Source organism: Actinomadura coerulea (assembly GCF_014208105.1).
Taxonomy (GTDB): domain Bacteria; phylum Actinomycetota; class Actinomycetes; order Streptosporangiales; family Streptosporangiaceae; genus Spirillospora; species Spirillospora coerulea.
The window spans coordinates 5,024,750-5,040,625 of record NZ_JACHMQ010000001.1 but is presented as its reverse complement, the minus strand read 5'-3'; the positions used below and the strand labels follow the sequence as shown (position 1 = coordinate 5,040,625).

The 15,876-nt window shown below is 74.3% G+C and carries 15 protein-coding genes; 8 read left to right on the top strand and 7 right to left on the bottom strand.

Annotation, left to right across the window (positions count from 1 at the left end; genetic code table 11):
* Positions 1 to 11: 11 nt before the first annotated feature.
* From BKA00_RS23065 to BKA00_RS23045, 5 genes are all read left to right on the top strand, one after another.
* Positions 12 to 233, top strand: coding sequence for a Flp family type IVb pilin (locus BKA00_RS23065; RefSeq protein ID WP_089314798.1), 222 nt, complete (start codon positions 12 to 14; stop codon positions 231 to 233).
* A 5-nt stretch (positions 234 to 238) separates the two neighbouring features.
* Positions 239 to 676: a TadE/TadG family type IV pilus assembly protein gene (locus tag BKA00_RS23060; protein ID WP_230298902.1), complete on the top strand. Its 438-nt coding sequence runs from the start codon at positions 239 to 241 to the stop codon at positions 674 to 676.
* An 11-nt stretch (positions 677 to 687) separates the two neighbouring features.
* Positions 688 to 1,179, top strand: coding sequence for a TadE family protein (locus BKA00_RS23055; protein WP_338072151.1), 492 nt, complete (start codon positions 688 to 690; stop codon positions 1,177 to 1,179).
* Positions 1,176 to 1,673, top strand: coding sequence for a TadE/TadG family type IV pilus assembly protein (locus BKA00_RS23050; RefSeq protein ID WP_230298900.1), 498 nt, complete (start codon positions 1,176 to 1,178; stop codon positions 1,671 to 1,673). Before BKA00_RS23055 ends, BKA00_RS23050 begins: the two co-directional genes overlap by 4 nt.
* 64 nt (positions 1,674 to 1,737) lie before the next feature.
* On the top strand, positions 1,738 to 4,830 hold the full coding sequence (locus tag BKA00_RS23045) for a BTAD domain-containing putative transcriptional regulator (RefSeq protein WP_185028184.1): 3,093 nt from the start codon (positions 1,738 to 1,740) through the stop codon (positions 4,828 to 4,830).
* Positions 4,831 to 4,890: 60 nt separating this feature from the next.
* Here the strand turns inward: BKA00_RS23045 and BKA00_RS23040 are convergent, their stop codons facing one another.
* The 4 genes from BKA00_RS23040 to BKA00_RS23025 all read right to left on the bottom strand — a co-directional run bounded on the left by BKA00_RS23040 (position 4,891) and on the right by BKA00_RS23025 (position 9,223).
* Positions 4,891 to 6,105, bottom strand: coding sequence for a YncE family protein (locus tag BKA00_RS23040; protein WP_185028182.1), 1,215 nt, complete (start codon positions 6,103 to 6,105; stop codon positions 4,891 to 4,893).
* Positions 6,106 to 6,209: 104 nt separating this feature from the next.
* A complete protein-coding gene (locus tag BKA00_RS23035; protein WP_185028180.1) occupies positions 6,210 to 7,268 on the bottom strand; it encodes an NYN domain-containing protein in 1,059 nt (352 codons plus the stop codon).
* A gap of 89 nt (positions 7,269 to 7,357) precedes the next feature.
* Positions 7,358 to 7,600, bottom strand: coding sequence for an acyl-CoA carboxylase subunit epsilon (locus BKA00_RS23030; RefSeq protein ID WP_185028178.1), 243 nt, complete (start codon positions 7,598 to 7,600; stop codon positions 7,358 to 7,360).
* Between the two features lie 30 nt (positions 7,601 to 7,630).
* The gene (locus tag BKA00_RS23025; RefSeq protein WP_185028176.1) at positions 7,631 to 9,223 is read right to left on the bottom strand and encodes an acyl-CoA carboxylase subunit beta; all 1,593 of its coding nucleotides are present in this window, start codon (positions 9,221 to 9,223) and stop codon (positions 7,631 to 7,633) included.
* A gap of 164 nt (positions 9,224 to 9,387) precedes the next feature.
* Between BKA00_RS23025 and BKA00_RS23020 the strand changes: the two genes are divergently transcribed.
* Positions 9,388 to 11,976 carry a phosphoenolpyruvate carboxylase gene (locus tag BKA00_RS23020; RefSeq protein WP_185034656.1) on the top strand — a complete coding sequence of 863 codons (2,589 nt, stop codon included), beginning with the start codon at positions 9,388 to 9,390 and terminating at the stop codon, positions 11,974 to 11,976.
* A gap of 132 nt (positions 11,977 to 12,108) precedes the next feature.
* Here the strand turns inward: BKA00_RS23020 and BKA00_RS23015 are convergent, their stop codons facing one another.
* Positions 12,109 to 12,882 carry an enoyl-CoA hydratase/isomerase family protein gene (locus tag BKA00_RS23015; protein ID WP_185028174.1) on the bottom strand — a complete coding sequence of 258 codons (774 nt, stop codon included), beginning with the start codon at positions 12,880 to 12,882 and terminating at the stop codon, positions 12,109 to 12,111.
* An 80-nt stretch (positions 12,883 to 12,962) separates the two neighbouring features.
* On the opposite strand from BKA00_RS23015, the gene BKA00_RS23010 reads away from it, so the two are divergent.
* Positions 12,963 to 13,841, top strand: a complete 879-nt coding sequence (locus BKA00_RS23010; protein WP_185028172.1) for a biotin--[acetyl-CoA-carboxylase] ligase — start codon at positions 12,963 to 12,965, stop codon at positions 13,839 to 13,841.
* Between the two features lie 123 nt (positions 13,842 to 13,964).
* Positions 13,965 to 14,972, top strand: a complete 1,008-nt coding sequence (locus tag BKA00_RS23005; protein ID WP_185028170.1) for an adenylate/guanylate cyclase domain-containing protein — start codon at positions 13,965 to 13,967, stop codon at positions 14,970 to 14,972.
* Positions 14,973 to 14,975: 3 nt separating this feature from the next.
* Here the strand turns inward: BKA00_RS23005 and bfr are convergent, their stop codons facing one another.
* Complete coding sequence (gene bfr / locus BKA00_RS23000; RefSeq protein ID WP_141581003.1) at positions 14,976 to 15,473, bottom strand: bacterioferritin; 498 nt, start codon at positions 15,471 to 15,473, stop codon at positions 14,976 to 14,978.
* Positions 15,474 to 15,579: 106 nt separating this feature from the next.
* Complete coding sequence (locus tag BKA00_RS22995) at positions 15,580 to 15,804, bottom strand: (2Fe-2S)-binding protein (protein WP_185028168.1); 225 nt, start codon at positions 15,802 to 15,804, stop codon at positions 15,580 to 15,582.
* Positions 15,805 to 15,876 lie beyond the last annotated feature (72 nt).

The window sequence follows — 15,876 nt, the reverse complement described above, 5'->3', positions numbered from 1 at the left end:
GAGATGTCACGATGAGTCCGCTCAATCCCCTGAACGACCCGGCCGTCGTCTACTTGCGCGCCCTGCTCGGCACCCGCCTGGCGCGGTTGCGAGACGAGGAGGAGCGGTGCCGCGGCGCGTCCGCGATCGAATGGGCGATCATCACCGCGATCCTCGCGCTGATCGCGATCACGATCGGGGCGGTGATCCAGAAGAAGATCCAGGACAAGGCCAACAGCATCAACACGGGCTGAGCGCCGTGCGGCCCAGGGAACCCGGAGCCTCCGCCGACGCGGGCGCCTCGTCGATGGAGTGGGCGCTGCTCACCCCGGTCCTCATCATGATGATGCTCGCCGCGGTGCAGTTCGCCATGGTCTTCCACGCCCGGCACGTCGCCCTCGCGGCGGCGCAGTCGGGCGCCCGCGTCGCGCGCACCTCCCCGGTCGGCGGCGGCTGGGAGGGCGAGGCGACCGCGAAGGCGTCCGGCAGCGTGCGCGAGATCGGGCCGAACCTGCTCGACGGGCTCCAGGTCAGGGCGGGCGAGGAGAACGACGAGCGCTGGGTCGAGGTCAGCGGCGACGCCGTCCAGGTCGTGCCGTTCATGAGGTTCCACGTGTCGCAGCGCTCGCAGGGCCCGATCGAGTGCTTCCGTCCCGACGCCGGGTCCGGGACGGCGTGCCAGCGGGGGGCCGGCTGATGGGGGCCCGCGTGCCGCGTCCCGCCGCCGACGGCGGTTCCATGTCGCTGGAGATGGTCCTCGTCACGCCCATCTTCGTCGCGTTCCTGCTGTTCCTCGCGGGCGCCGGCCGGATGGTGGACGCCAAGAGCCAGGTGGACGGCGCGGCCCGCGACGCCGCCCGCGCCGCGTCCATCGCCCGCAGCGCCGGTGCCGCGCAGAGCCTAGCCGCCGACACGGCGTCCGCCGGGCTGCGCGGCACCTCCTGGTGCTCGGGCGGCCCCTCCGTGCAGACCGACGTGTCCCGCTGGGAGCCGGGCGGCAGCGTCGGCGTGACCATCACCTGCGACGTCGACCTCGGCGACCTGGCGTTCATCGGGCTGCCCGGCAGCAAGCGGCTCCAGGGGCACGCGATCGCGCCCGTGGACACCTACACCTTCCGCGGGACGGACGGCGAGCCGCAGGACGGCGAGCCTCAGGACGGCGAGCCTCAGGACGGCGAGCCGCAGGAGGGCGCGCCATGACGAGGGCGGGCGAGGGAACGAGGGCGGGCAAGGGAACACGGCCCGCACCGGGAGCACGGTCCGCGGGCGACGGCCGCGACCGCGGCACGATCGCGATGTACACGGTGCTGTTCACCCCGGTCGTCATCCTGCTGGCCGGGCTGCTCGTGGACGGCGGCCTCGCCATCCACGCCCGGCAGCGCGCCGCGGACATGGCCGAGCAGGCCGCCCGCGCCGGGGCGAACCAGATCGACACCGACGCCCTGCGGCGGACCGGAAGGCCCGTCCTCGACCCCGGCAGGGCCCGCGCGGCGGCGTGCGACCTGCTGGCCTCCTACAGCGACCAGGTGACCGGGTCGCAGTGCGACGCCGACGAGCAGGAGGTCGCCGTCAGCGTGCGGATCAGCGTGCGGCCCCAGCTGCTCGGGATCATTCCGGGCTTCGGCGAGTTCCAGATGACCTCCAGCGCGACCGCCCGCCCCGTCACGGGCGGACCGGGAGGAACCAACCCGTGAGCATCGGCGAGAACAGATCTACCATGAGGACGACGTCCAGGGACCGGAGAACGGCAGGGGCGCGATGGTGACGCGGCAGGGGCGCAGGACACCCGTCCGGGTGCGGAGGCAGCGCAGCGCGGGCGACGTACTGGCCGGGATCGGGGCGCTCGTCCTGCTCGCCGCGCTGATGGCCGGCGTCCCGTTCGCGCTGCTGACGATCTTCGGTTCGCCGCTCCCGGACCACGTGCCGTCCGCGTCCGACCTCACGCACAGGGTGGGGCCGGGCTCGCTCATCGCCATCCTCGTGGTGCTGGTGTGGCTCGCCTGGATCCAGCTCGCGGCGTGCGTGGTCGTCGAGGTGTACGCGGGGATCCGCGGCGTCGGCGTCCCCGCGCGGGTGCCGCTCGCGGGCGGGACGCAGTCGCTCGTGCACCGGCTCGTGGTGGCCGTGCTGCTGCTGTTCACCGCCACCACCGCGATCATGCCGGCGCTCTCCGGCGGGCTGGCCCAGCGTCCGCCCGCCGTGCAGATGCAGCCGCAGGCGGCGGAGTTCCACCGGATCCCCGAGGCGCCGGAGCGGCCGGCCGCCGCCCCGGCCGCCGAGAACCTCGCCGCGAACCCGGCGGAGAAGGCCGCCACCACCAAGATCTACCGGGTGCATCCGCCCGAGGGCCGGCACCACGAGTCCCTGTGGGAGATCGCCGAGAAGTGCCTCGGCGAGGGCCGCCGCTACAACGAGATCTACTCGCTCAACAAGGGCCACGTCCAGCCGGACGGGACGAGGCTGACGATCGCGAGCCTGATCCGTCCCGGCTGGATCCTGGAGATGCCCGCGGACGCCAAGCACGCGCAGGTCATCCCCACCAAGGACCTCCACGACTACTTCAAGCACGGGCACGCCGTCCCCGACGCGCCCGCCAGGCCGAACCCGGCCCCGCCCGCGGCGCCGAAGCCCACCCCGCCGGCGCAGCAGCAGACGCCTCCCACGCACCAGGCACCGCCGACCCACCAGGCGCCGCCCACGCACCAGCCGCCCACGCACCAGCCGCCCACGCACGAGCCGCCCACGCACGAGGCGCCCACGCACGAGGCGCCGCCGACGCAGCCGCCCGCGTCCCAGGCCCCGCCGGCCGTCCCGCGGCCGACGGCCTCGCCGACCCCCGCGCCGCAGCACACCGAGCCGAAGGCGCCCGCGTCGGAGAAGCCGGCGCCGGAGAAGCCGGGGCCGGAGCGGACGGAGACCGCGCAGGCGCCCGCGCACGACGGCGGCGGGGCGGACAGGCCCTCGGGCGAGACCGGCGACAGGTTCGACGTGAGCTGGCCGCACGGCCTCGCGGCGGCGTCGCTGCTCGCCGCCGGGGTGCTCGGCGCGCTCGGCCGGCGGCGCCGCACCCAGATGTGGCACCGCGCGTTCGGGCACATGATCGTCCGGCCGGAGGGCGCGGCCGTCGAGGCGGAGCGGGCGCTGCGGATCGGCGCCGACGACGACGCGGCGCGGCTGCTCGACCTGGGGCTCCGGCACATGTCCAAGTCGATGGCGGCGGGCGGGCGCGCCCTGCCGACCATCTACGGCGTGCACCTCGGGCGCGGCAGCCTCGACCTGTGGATCGCGCCCGCCGACCGGAACCCGCCCGCGCCCTGGCAGGCGTTCGACGACGGGCAGGTGTGGCGGCTCGGCGCCGACGCCCTGCCGGGCCTGGAGGCCTCCGACCTCGCCGACGTCCTCGCCCCCTACCCCGGCCTGGTCTCGATCGGCACGAACGACAACGGCCGCATCCTCGTCGACCTGGAGGCCGCGCACGGGCTGATCGCGCTGCGCGGGCCCGAGGAGACCCGCCGCGCCGTGCTGTCGGCGGTCGCGCTGGAGCTGGCCACCAACCGCTGGTCCGACCACATGCGGATCACGCTCGTCGGGTTCGACGCCGAGCTCGGCGAGGGCCTGGCGGAGATCGCCCCGGACCGGGTGCGGTCCGTCCCGACGCTGGAGGAGGCGCTGCCCGAGCTGGAGGGGCGCAGCGAGGAGGTGCGGCAGGCGCTGGCCGCGTCCGGCGTCGACTCGGTGCTCACCGGGCGCTGCCGGGGCGTGTTCGGCGAGGCGTGGATGCCGCACTACCTGATCATGGCCGACCAGCCCCCGGAGCGGGAGGCCGACCGGCTCGTCGCGCTGGCCCGCACCGGCACCCGGATGGCCGCCGGCTACCTCGTGCCCGGCGACGTGCAGGGCGCCACCTGGACGTGGGACGTCGACGCCGCCGGGCGCCTGACGGCCGGCGTGCTCGGCTTCGACGTCGAGGCGCAGCTCGTCGGCGACGACGACTACCGGGGCGTCTTCGAGCTGTTCCGCACGGCCGCCCGGCTGGAGCCGGTGGAGCTGCCCGGCCTCGCCGGCGGCGAGGAGCCGCCGACCGCGCAGGAGTCGTCGGTGGAGGTCCGGCTGCTCGGCCCCATCGAGGTCGACGCGCCGGGGCCGATGGACGAGTCCCGCCGCGAGCTGTGCACGGAACTGCTGGTGTACCTCGCGGCGCACCCGGAGGGCGTCCACCCGACGGTGCTGTCCGGCGCGGTCTGGCCGCGCGGCGTCAGCGCCGGGGTCCGCGACGCGTGCGTGGCCCGCGTGTCGGACTGGCTCGGCCGCGACGCCCGCGGCCGACCCAACCTGTACTACGACGACCGGGGCCGGATCCGGCTCGGCTCCGAGGTGCGCGTCGACCTGAACGTGTTCCGCTGGCTGGTGTGGCGGTCGGCGGCCGAGCCCGCGTCCGAGACCGCCTACATGGCGTACGCGCTGGACCTGGTCCGCGGCCCGCTCCTCGCCGACCGCCCGCGCGGCCGGTACGCCTGGCTCGCCGACCACGACCTGGAGTTCGAGGCGCCCGCGCGGGTCATCGACGTCGCGCACCGCCTCGTCGTGCTGCGGCTGGAGGAGGGCGACCCGCGCGGCGCGGTGAGCGCGGCCCGCGCCGGGCTGCGGCTCGCCCCCGAGGACGAGGGCCTGTGGCGCGACCTGCTCCGCGCCACCCACGCGACCGGCGACGTCGCGCAGGTCCAGGTGGCCGTGGACGAGCTGCGCGGCCGCGTAGTCCGAGACCCCCTGTTCGACGGCCTGCAACCAGAAACGGAAGCCCTGGTAGAGGACCTGCTACCGGACTGGCACCAAGTCGCTTCCCCCCGTTGACTTGCGGCGTGTTGCCCTTATCGGCGCTCTCAGAAGGGCAACACGCCGCAAGTCGACGCCTTAGCGGTACAGGCCGGTGCCGCCTAGTGAGTAGCGGCCTGGTTGGGGGTGTATTGATAGGGCCCCTGGGTGTCCGTACACCCGGACGGACTGGAGTACCCGTCCGTTGCGGGTCGAGACGGCGTAGACGAGGCCGGCGGGGTCGGCGAGCCACAGCGCAGTCCCGTCCGGGGACACCCCGCCCGGCGAGGGTGAGCCGCCTTCGGGCAGCGGCCAGCGCGCCGCGACCCGTCGCGATCCGAACTCGACGGCGGTGACGGCGCCGCCGCCGACGACGAAGAGCCGGCGCGCGTCCCTGCTGATCGCCAGGCCGCCGGCACCGGCCCCCGTCCGGACGAACCCCAGCATGGCGAACCGCCGGGCGTCCACCAGCCACACCCCGCCCTGACGGGGGTCGGCGACGTAGAAGGCGGACCCGTCGGGGGAGAGCCGCAGGTCGCCGGGCCGCGCTCCGGCGGGCAGCCGGAGCGTGCCGGAGACGGCGCGGCTCGCCAGGTCGACGCGGGTGAGCAGGCCGGCGGCGGCGCACGTGGCCACCAGGGACGCGCCGTCGGGGGTGAAGTCGGCGTGGCCGGCCGCGCACGGCAGGGGCGCCGACCCCCGCGGCGCCATCGTGTGCGGGTCGCGCACGTCGATCCGGTCCGGACGGCGCGCCAGGACCAGCGCGTCGCGGCCGTCGGGGGTGAAGTAGAGCCCGGTCGGCGCGGTGACCCGGGCCGGGCTGCCCTGCCTTCCGCTGCGCGGCCCGAGCGGGATGAGCAGGCCGTTCGCGCGGTCGGTGGCCCACAGCCGCCGCAGATCCCACGACGGCGCCACCCGCGAGGCCGCCGCCCCGGTGTGGAACCGGCCGACGAGCCTGAGCCCGGCGGGGTCGAGGACGTCGACGTAGGGGCCGTTCGGAACGTAGAGGCGCGGCGGCAGCCCGCGCGCGGCCGGTGCGAGCATCCCGGCGCCGGTGGCGGCGTAGACGCGCCCGCCCGCGGGTGCGACGGGCACCCCTGCGGGCGGCCCGGACTCGGACGCGCGCGGGGCGCCGCCCGGGTGCGCGGGCAGGTAGGGCGCCGGTCCGCCGAGCCCGACGACCGGGTCGTCCGGGGAGCCCTCCCCGGGCCGGTAGAACGGGACGGGCGACTCGCATCCGGCGAGGCCGGTCAGTGCGAGGGCCGCGGCGAGCGGCAGCGCGGCGGCCCGTGATCGTCCCTTGTGAGGTTGCATGCGCGGTCTCCCCCAATCACGGCGGGGACCTTACCTAGGGACGACGTTGCGCATCCGGTTAATTGCCAAACGTGTTCACTGCGGCGACGGTATCGCGGTATCGGCTAGTCGGACTTGCCGATGCCTATGCCGAACTCGCGGTAGACGCGCTCCCAGAAGCCGTCCCGCAGCCAGGTGCGGGCCTCCTGGTAGGGGCGCAGCGAGCCGCCGAGCTCCTTCTCCGCCTCGATCAGCAGTTCCTTGTCGATGACGGGCGGCAGGATCGGGCCGGGCAGCAGGTCGCGGATGTTGTCCCGGCCGCGCTCGAAGATCCACTTCTGGGCGACGTGCTCGCCGATCTCCAGCATGTGGTCGCGGTCGGGGCCGAGCTTGCCGTCGGCCGGAGCGGCCGTGGCGGAGTTCAGCGACGCGGCCACCGTGGCGGGCGTGACGGCGCCCGGCACCGGGACGGCCGCGCGGGCCGCCGCGGGCGCCGGCTTGACCGCCGGGGGACGCCCCGCGAACACCTGCGACGGCGACGGGACGGGGTTGGTGCGCTGGGCGGCGGCCGCGGCGTCGCGGACCGCGGCGGCGGAGCCGGGCGCGGGCACCGGCAGCACCTTGGCCTTGGTGAAGTACGGGCGCAGGAACTCGGCGGGCAGCACCTCGACCGTGTCGGACTCCCACACCAGCCACTCGGCCTGGTTGGAGCCGTGCGTCGGCTCCACGCCCCACAGGTGCACGCGGACGCCGTAGCGCTGCGCGGCCTCCACGGCGGGCAGCATGTCCTCGTCGCCGGCCAGCAGGACCGCGTCGGTGATCGCGCGGTGCCGGGCCAGGGCCTCCAGGTCGGCGCGCAGTTGGGCGTCCACGCCCTTCTGCTGCCCCTGGGCGTTCAGGTTGCCGAGCCGCAGCTTCACCAGCGGCAGGTTGGCGATCACCCGCTGGTCGACGGTCGGCTGGCGCTTCGGGGCCGCGTCGAACCAGTACACCCGCAGGAGCTCGCCGCGCCGCTGCTCGTCGGCGTGGTCGGTGAGCGCCTTGATCAGCTTCTCCGCGGCGACGCGGTACTCGCGCCGGGAACCGCAACCGAGCAGCAGGGCCCCGGAGGCCGCGTAGAGGTACCCCGCGTCGACGAAGATCGCATATCGCGCGGGCTGTGGGACGTACTCCGAGGTGGCCATGGCCTTCCACCTTATTCGTGCGGAGCGCCCCGCCGGGTGCGAACCACGCTGACATGTCGCGGGGCGGCCCGGCGAGGCCCGCGTCGGCGTCAGCGCGGCAGGCCGCTCGCCCTCCACGCGCCCGGCCCCCGCGGCCGCGGCCCGCCCGCGAGAGCGGCGCGGACGAGCCGGGTGCGGTCGGCCCAGCGCGACGGAGCGGGCGGGGCCGCGCCGTCGCGGGACGCGGCGGCCGCCCGGGCGCGGGCGGTCAGCACGGCGACGAGCGCCGCGACCTCCTCCGGACCCGGGTCGCCGCGGACGACCCGGAGGAACGGCTTGCTGTCGGCGGTCACAAGATCTCCCACATTCCGGGCGTGTCCCCGCTAGAGCGGGATGTTCCCATGCTTCTTGGGCGGCAGCGTCTTGCGCTTCTCCCGCAGCGCCCGCAGCGCCCGCACCACCTGCCCGCGCGTCTCGGACGGCTTGATCACGTTGTCGACGTAGCCGCGCTCCGCCGCGATGTAGGGGTTGGCGAGCGCGTCCTCGTACTCGGTGATCAGTTCGGCGCGGCGGGCGTCGGGGTCGTCCGCGGAGGCCAGCTCGCGCCGGTACAGGATGTTGACCGCGCCCTGCGCGCCCATCACGGCGATCTGCGCGGTCGGCCACGCCAGGTTGATGTCGGCGCCGAGGTGCTTGGACCCCATGACGTCGTAGGCGCCGCCGTAGGCCTTGCGGGTGATGACCGTGACGAGCGGGACGGTGGCCTCGGCGTAGGCGTACAGCAGCTTCGCGCCGCGCCGGATGATCCCGTTCCACTCCTGGTCGGTGCCGGGCAGGAAGCCGGGGACGTCCACGAACGTCAGCACCGGGATGTTGAAGGCGTCGCAGGTCCGCACGAACCGGGCGGCCTTCTCGGAGGCGTCGATGTCGAGCGTCCCGGCGAACTGCATCGGCTGGTTGGCGACGATGCCGACCGAGCGGCCCTCGACCCGGCCGAAGCCGACGATGATGTTGGGCGCGTACAGCGCCTGGACCTCCAGGAACTCGCCGTCGTCCAGCACGTGCTCGATGGCGGTGTGCATGTCGTACGGCTGGTTCGGGGAGTCGGGGATGAGGGCGTCGAGCTCCTCGTCCACCTCGGAGGGGTCGACCGGCACGTCGAAGGCGGGCGCGTCGGACAGGTTGTTCGACGGCAGGTACGACAGCAGCGCCTTGACGTACTCGATCGCGTCGTCCTCGTCCGACCCCTGGTAGTGGGCGACCCCGGAGCGCGAGTTGTGCGAGTGGGCGCCGCCGAGCTCCTCCATGGTCACCTCCTCGCCGGTGACCGTCTTGATGACGTCCGGCCCGGTGATGAACATGTGGGACGTCTGGTCCACCATGACGATGAAGTCGGTGATCGCGGGGGAGTACACGGCCCCGCCCGCGCACGGCCCCATGACCAGCGAGATCTGGGGGATGACGCCGGAGGCGTGCACGTTCCGCTTGAAGATCTCCGCGTACAGGCCGAGCGCGACCACGCCCTCCTGGATCCGCGCGCCGCCGGAGTCGTTGATGCCGATCACCGGGCAGCCGTTGGTGACCGCGTGGTCCATGACCTTGCAGATCTTCTCGCCGAAGACCTCGCCGAGGGAGCCGCCGGAGACGGTGAAGTCCTGGCTGAAGACCGCGACGGGGCGTCCGTCCACCGTGCCGTGGCCGGTGACGACGCCGTCGCCGTAGGGGCGGTTCTTCTCCATCCCGAAGTTGGTGGAGCGGTGCCGCGCCATCTCGTCGAACTCGACGAACGAGCCGGGGTCCAGGAGCGCGTCGATCCGCTCCCGGGCCGTCATCTTGCCCTTGGCGTGCTGCTTCTCGACGGCGCGCGCCGAGCCGGCGTGCACCGCCTCGTAGCGGCGCCGCTCCAGGTCCGCGATCTTTCCCGCCGTGGTGTGGATGTCGTAGTCCACCGGGGGTTCAGGGGCTTCCATCGCCATGCGCGCCAGGGTAACCGCCCGCTGATGCCGCCCTCGCGGCCGGGGCCCGCTGACCGGGACGGACGCGGCCCGCGGGAGGCGCGGGCCGGTGGGGAGGCGCCGCGCGGCCCCTCGTTACCCTTGGTCGGGTGGCTACGAAGACGCGAGACATCCTCCGGCAGGACATGCCCGAACCGCTGCGCCGCGACGTGCGGCTGCTCGGCGCCATGCTCGGCGACTCCCTCGTCGAGTACGGCGGCCAGGGGCTTCTGGACGACGTCGAGCGGCTCCGCCACGCCGTGATCGCGGCCCGCCGCGGCGAGGCGGGCGGGGACGACGTCGCCGCCCTCGTCGACGGCTGGTCGCTGGAGCGCGCCGGGCAGGTGGCCCGCGCGTTCACCGTGTACTTCCACCTGACGAACCTGGCCGAGGAGCACCACCGCATCCGGACGCTGCGGGAGCGCGACACCGGCGGCACCGTCGCCGGGTCGGTGGCCGCCGCGGTCGAGGAGATCCGCGCCGCGGGCGACGGACGGCTCGACGCGGTCGTCGAGGGCCTGGAGTTCCGGCCGGTGTTCACCGCGCACCCCACCGAGGCCCGCCGCCGCGCGGTCGTCACCGCCATCCAGCGGATCAGCGACCTGCTGGCCCGGCTGAACGGCGACCCCGGCGCGAGCGAGCGCGAGGAGACCGAGCGCAGCCTCCGCGAGGAGATCGACCTGCTCTGGCGGACCGCGCTGCGCCGGGTCTCGCAGATGGACCCGCTGGACGAGGTCCGCACCGCGATGGCCGCGTTCGACGAGACGATCTTCCGGGTCGTCCCGCACGTGTACCGCTCCCTGGACCGCGCCCTGGACGGCGAGGGCGCCGGTGCCCGGCCGCCGAAGGCCCGCCCCTACCTGCGGTTCGGCAGCTGGATCGGCGGCGACCGCGACGGCAACCCCTACGTCACCGCGCAGGTCACCCGGGACGCCGTCATGATCCAGGCGGACCACGTCCTGCGCGCACTGGAGGCGGCGTGCGCCCGGATCGGCCGGGAGCTGACCGTCCACGAGTCGACCACCCCCGCGTCCGGCGACCTGCTGAACGCCCTCGCCGCCGCCCGCACCGCGCATCCGCGGCTGGTCGGGGAGACGGCCAAGCGGTCGCCCGGCGAGCCGCACCGCCAGTTCCTCCTGCACGCCGCCGCCCGCATCTCCGCGACCCGCGAGCGCGACGCCGACCTCGCCTACGCCTCGCCGGAGGAGCTGCTCGCCGACCTGCGCGCCGTCCAGGACTCGCTCGCCGCCGCGGGCGCCCCGCGGCAGGCGTACGGGCGCGTCCAGCAGCTCATCTGGCAGGTGGAGACGTTCGGGTTCCACCTCGCCGAGCTGGAGGTCCGCCAGCACTCCGAGCTGCACGAGAAGGCCCTCGCGGAGGTCCGCTCCGGTGGCCCGCGCTCGGAGATGACCGAGGAGATCCTGGAGACGCTCCGGGTCATCGCCTGGATCCAGCAGCGGTTCGGCGTCCGCGCCTGCCACCGCTACATCGTCTCCTTCACCCGCTCCGCCGAGGACATCGCCAACGTGCACGCCCTCGCCGGGACCCTCGGCGACGGCGCCCCCGTCCTGGACGTGATCCCGCTGTTCGAGACCGGCGAGGACCTGGAGCGCGCGCCGTCCGTCCTCGACGGGATGCTGGAGATCCCGGCCGTCCGGCGCCGCCTGGACGACACCGGCCGCCGCCTGGAGGTCATGCTCGGCTACTCCGACTCGGCCAAGCAGCTCGGCCCGACCAGCGCCACCCTGCGGCTGTACGACACGCAGGAGGCCCTCGCCGCGTGGGCGGCCCGGAGCGGCGTCAGGCTCACGCTGTTCCACGGCCGCGGCGGCTCCCTCGGCCGCGGCGGCGGGCCCGCCAACCGGGCGATCCTGGCGCAGGCGCCGGGCTCGGTCGGGGGCCGCTTCAAGGTCACCGAGCAGGGCGAGGTCATCTTCGCCCGGTACGGCCACGCCGAGATCGCCAAGCGGCACGTCGAGCAGGTCACCAGCGCGGTCCTGCTCGCCTCGACCGACGCCGTCCAGGACCGCGCCCGCGAGGCGGCCGCCCGCTTCCGCCCCCTCGCCGACAAGATCAGCGAGGCGGCCAGGGCCGCGTTCCGGGCCCTCATCGAGACCGAGGACTTCGCCGTCTGGTTCGCCCGGGTCAGCCCCCTGGAGGAGATCGCCGAGCTGCGCATCGGCTCCCGCCCGGCCCGCCGCAAGGCCGCCCGCGGCCTGGAGGACCTGCGCGCCATCCCCTGGGTGTTCGCCTGGACGCAGACCCGCGTCAACCTCCCCGGCTGGTACGGCCTCGGCAGCGGCCTCGCCGCCGTCTCGGGCGACGGCCGCGACCTCGCCGAGCTCCGCGAGGCCTACGAGGCGTGGCCGCTGTTCAACACCCTCCTCGACAACGCCGAGATGAGCCTCGCCAAGTCCGACCGCGCGATCGCCGAGCGCTACCTGGCCCTCGGCGAGCGCCCCGGGCTCTCCGAGACCGTCCTGACCGAGTACGACCGCACCCGCCGCCTCGTCCTGGCGGTCACCGGCCACGACCGCCTCCTGGAGAACCGCAGGGTCCTGTCCCGCGCGGTCGAGCTCCGCAACCCCTACGTGGACGCCCTTTCCCACCTGCAACTGCGAGCCCTGAAGGCGCTGCGCGCGGGCGTGGCGGACGACGCGGAGCGCGCCCACCTGGAGGACCTGCTCCTGCTGTCGGTCAACGGCGTCGCCGCCGGCCTCCAGAACACGGGCTGAAGTGATCGGGCCCGCCGTCCCGGCCGACCGCCTCGGCGGCCGCAGCATCGTCCACATGGCCGAACAGGTGCCTGAGCGGGGGCGCGGGTGGCCCGGCCCGTGACGGGGGGCTCCACGGGGTCGCCCCCTGGGCTAGGACGGCCAGTTGGGCTTGCGCTTCTCGTTGAAGGCGGCGATTCCCTCGCGGCGGTCGGCGGAGAAGGCGACGGTGCGCCAGGCGTTCTCTTCGAGGTCGAGGGCGGCTTCGAGGGCGGTGCCGGCGCCCTGGCGCATGGCGCGCTTGGCGGCGCGGACGGCGGTGGGGGAGTTGCCGGCGATGACCCCGGCGATGCCGAGGGCCTCCTCGCGGGCGGTGCCCGCGGGGACCCGGCGGTCGGCGAGGCCGTAGGCGAGGGCCTCCTCGATGCCGAGGCGGCGGCCGGTGAAGACCAGGTCGGCGGCCTTGCCGGGGCCGAGGCGGCGCAGGGCGAGCTGGGTTCCGCCGCCGCCGGGCACGAGGCCGACGCCCACCTCGGGGAGGCCGAACACGGCCGACTCGTCAGCGACGACGATGTCGGCGGACAGCGCGAACTCGCAGCCGCCGCCGAGGGCGTAGCCGTGCACGGCCGCGACCACCGGCTGCGGGAGGTTCAGGACGCCGCCGAACGCGGCGCGGAAGACGGGGCGCTGCGCGAGGATCTCCTCGTCGGTCATCGCGCCCCGCTCCTTGAGGTCGGCGCCCACGCAGAACGCCTTCTCCCCGGCGGCGCTGAGGACCACGGCGCGGACCGACGCGTCCGCCGCCACCTCGGCGCACACGTCCGCGAGGCGCCGGGCCATCGCGGTCGACAGGGCGTTGAGGGCCTCGGGCCGGTCCAGCACGATCTCCGCGACGTGCCCGTCGCGCCGCAGCGTCACACCATCCATGGGGGCACCCTAACGAGCGCGGGCGCCGCGGCCGGACGCCGGTCCCAAGATCGAAATCGTGATGGGGTTGGATTGGTCGTGTGAGCGACTCACGTTATGGGGATCTCGGCAGGCCGCCGCTGCACGAGGCGGCGCTGCGGCGCGCGCTCGTGCGGGAGGGCGGGCTGTGGCGGGACGTCCGCGTGGTGGAGGAGACCGGGTCCACCAACGCCGACCTCGCGGAACGGGCGCGGGAGGGCGCGCCGGAGGGGACCGTGCTGGTCACCGAGCTTCAGACGGCGGGCCGCGGGCGGCTCGGGCGCACCTGGACGGCGCCGCCGCGGTCGGGGCTGATGTTCTCGATGCTGCTGCGTCCCCGCGTGCCGGTGGAGCGGCTCGCGTGGGCGTCGCTGCTGACGGGCGTCGCGGTCGCCACCGCCCTCCGCCGGATGACCGCCTGGTCGCAGGCGGGGGAGGGGTTCCTCGGCGACGGCGGCGAGGGCGGTGAGGGCGGCGACACCGCGGTGGACGTGCGCCTCAAATGGCCGAACGACGTGCTCGTCGGGGACCGCAAGCTCGCCGGGATCCTCGCCGAGATGGTGGACGGCGGGCTCGTGGTCGGGGTCGGGCTGAACGTGGGGCTGCGCGAGGACGAGCTGCCGGTGCCGACGGCGACGTCCCTCGCGATCGAGGGCGCGCCGCACAGCGACCGGGCCCCGCTGCTGCGCGCGATCCTGCGCGAGTTCGGCACCTGGTACCAGGAGTGGACGGCGCTCGGCGGTGATCCGGAGACCAGCGGGCTGCGCACCGCGTACCGGGACCTGTGCGCGACCCTCGGCCGCGAGGTGCGGGTGGAGATGCCCGGCGGGGAGCGGGTCGCCGGGACGGCGCGGGACGTGGACGGGTCGGGCCGGCTCGTGGTGGCCGGACCGGCCGGCGACACGGCGGTCAGTGCGGGCGATGTGGTGCACGTCCGGTGAACGGGACGGGACGATCCGGCATCCGCGCGCTGACGTTGATGCTGATCTGCGACGATATGTGCGGGTACCGATTCACGACGCCGCCGCCACGGCCCACGGCGGCCGCGGACTGAGGGGCGGATGATGGCGGCCGGATTGCCGGATCCGAAGGAGATCGAAGAGCTCCTGCTGGGCGGCGAGCTGCGGTACAACCGCGTCGAGGCGGTCCGGCTGTCCGGCGTGTCGCGGGACTTCGCCGGACGGATCTGGCGGGCGTTCGGCTACCCGTCGATGCCGGACGAGACGATCGCCTACACCGAGGGCGACGTGGAGGCGCTGGACCGGCTCCGCGGGCTCGTCGACGACGGGATCCTGGACGAGGACGGCGTGATCCGGCTGGTCAGGGCGTTCGGCCAGACCATGACCAGGCTCGCCGAGTGGCAGGTCAACCTGCTGCGCAGCATGCTGACGCAGGACCTGACCGAGACGCCGTCCGCGCAGGCGGTGGACACGGTGGTGGACATCGCCGAGAAGCACATCGGCGACTTCGAGCCGCTGGTCCTGCACGCCTGGCGGCGGCAGCTCGCGGCCGCGGGGACGCGGGCGCTGGCCGCCGCGGCGAGCCGGGAGAACGGCGACTCCGCGGGCCGCCCGATGACCACGGTCGGGTTCGCGGACATGGTGTCCTTCACCCAGGTCAGCCGGGAGCTGGAGGAGATCGAGCTCGCCCGCGTCGTGGAGTGGTTCGAGGAGACCGCCGCCGACATCATCGCCTCCTGCGGCGGCCGGCTGGTGAAGACACTCGGCGACGAGGTGCTGTTCAGCGCGGAGACGCCGGAGATCGGCGCGGAGATCGCGCTGACGGTGGCGGCGGCGATCCAGGACGAGACCGAGGTCCCGGACGTGCGGGTCGGCGTCGCCCACGGGCCCGTCCTGCCGCTGATGGGCGACGTGTTCGGCACGACCGTGAACCTCGCGGCCCGGCTCACCTCGCTCGCCCGGCCGGGCGCGGTGGTGATCGACGCCGAGCTGGCGGCGTGCCTGGAGAAGGCGCCGGGCTACGAGGTCACGCGGATCGTCAAGCGTCCCGTCCGCGGCCTCGGCATCATCCAGCCGTACGTGCTGCGCCGGAGCGGCGGGCGGGCCACGTGAGGCTCAGACGGGGCTCGGGCCGCCCTCGCCGGGCGAGTCGGTGAGGCGCTGCAGGTAGTTCTGCTCGCCGAGGGCCTGGACGAGGCTCAGCTCGGTCTCCAGGTAGTCGATGTGCTCCTCCTCGTCGGCGAGGATGTCCTCGAAGATCCGTGCGGAGGTGACGTCTCCGCGCGAGCGCATCAGCTCGATGCCGGGCCGCAGCCGGGCCACGGCCTCCATCTCGATCTCCAGGTCCGCCTTGAGCTGCTCGACGATGGTCTGCCCGATGCGCAGGGTGCCGAGCTTCTGGTAGTTCGGCAGGCCCTCCAGGAACAGGATCCGGTCGGTGAGCCGCTCCGCGTGCCGCATCTCGTCGAAGGACTCGTCGCGGGTGTGCTTGGCGATGCGGGTGAAGCCCCAGTTCTCCTGCATCTTCGAATGCAGGAAGTACTGGTTGATCGCCGTGAGTTCGGCGGTGAGCTGCTCGTTCAGCAGAGCGATGATGTCGTTGTCGCCTTCCATGGCCCCATGCTTCCATGCCGGAGCGGATCCGGGACAGTACCTGATCACACACAGCGCGTTCCCGTGCCGAAACGGACCGTGAGGAAGGGGCGTGGGGAGGGCGTGCTCAGGCGGCGGTCGTGGACGCGGGATCGTTTCCGCCGAGCAGGGCGTCCGCCAGGGTCATGGAGGCGCGGTACTCGCTGACCATCGTGTGGATGCGTTTGGTGCACAGGCCGCAGCCGGGCTTGAAGCCGCAGGCCGCCTTGACGGCCTTGGCCGTCGTGCAACCGCTCGCCATGCAGCCGTGAACGTCGTCCTCTGTGACGGCGTTGCAGATGCAGACGTACATTCCGGTGGAAGACCTTCCGTGCGGCTCGTCCTCTTCGCAGCGTGCCCACCGGCGCCGGTAAGGGCGCCCTCA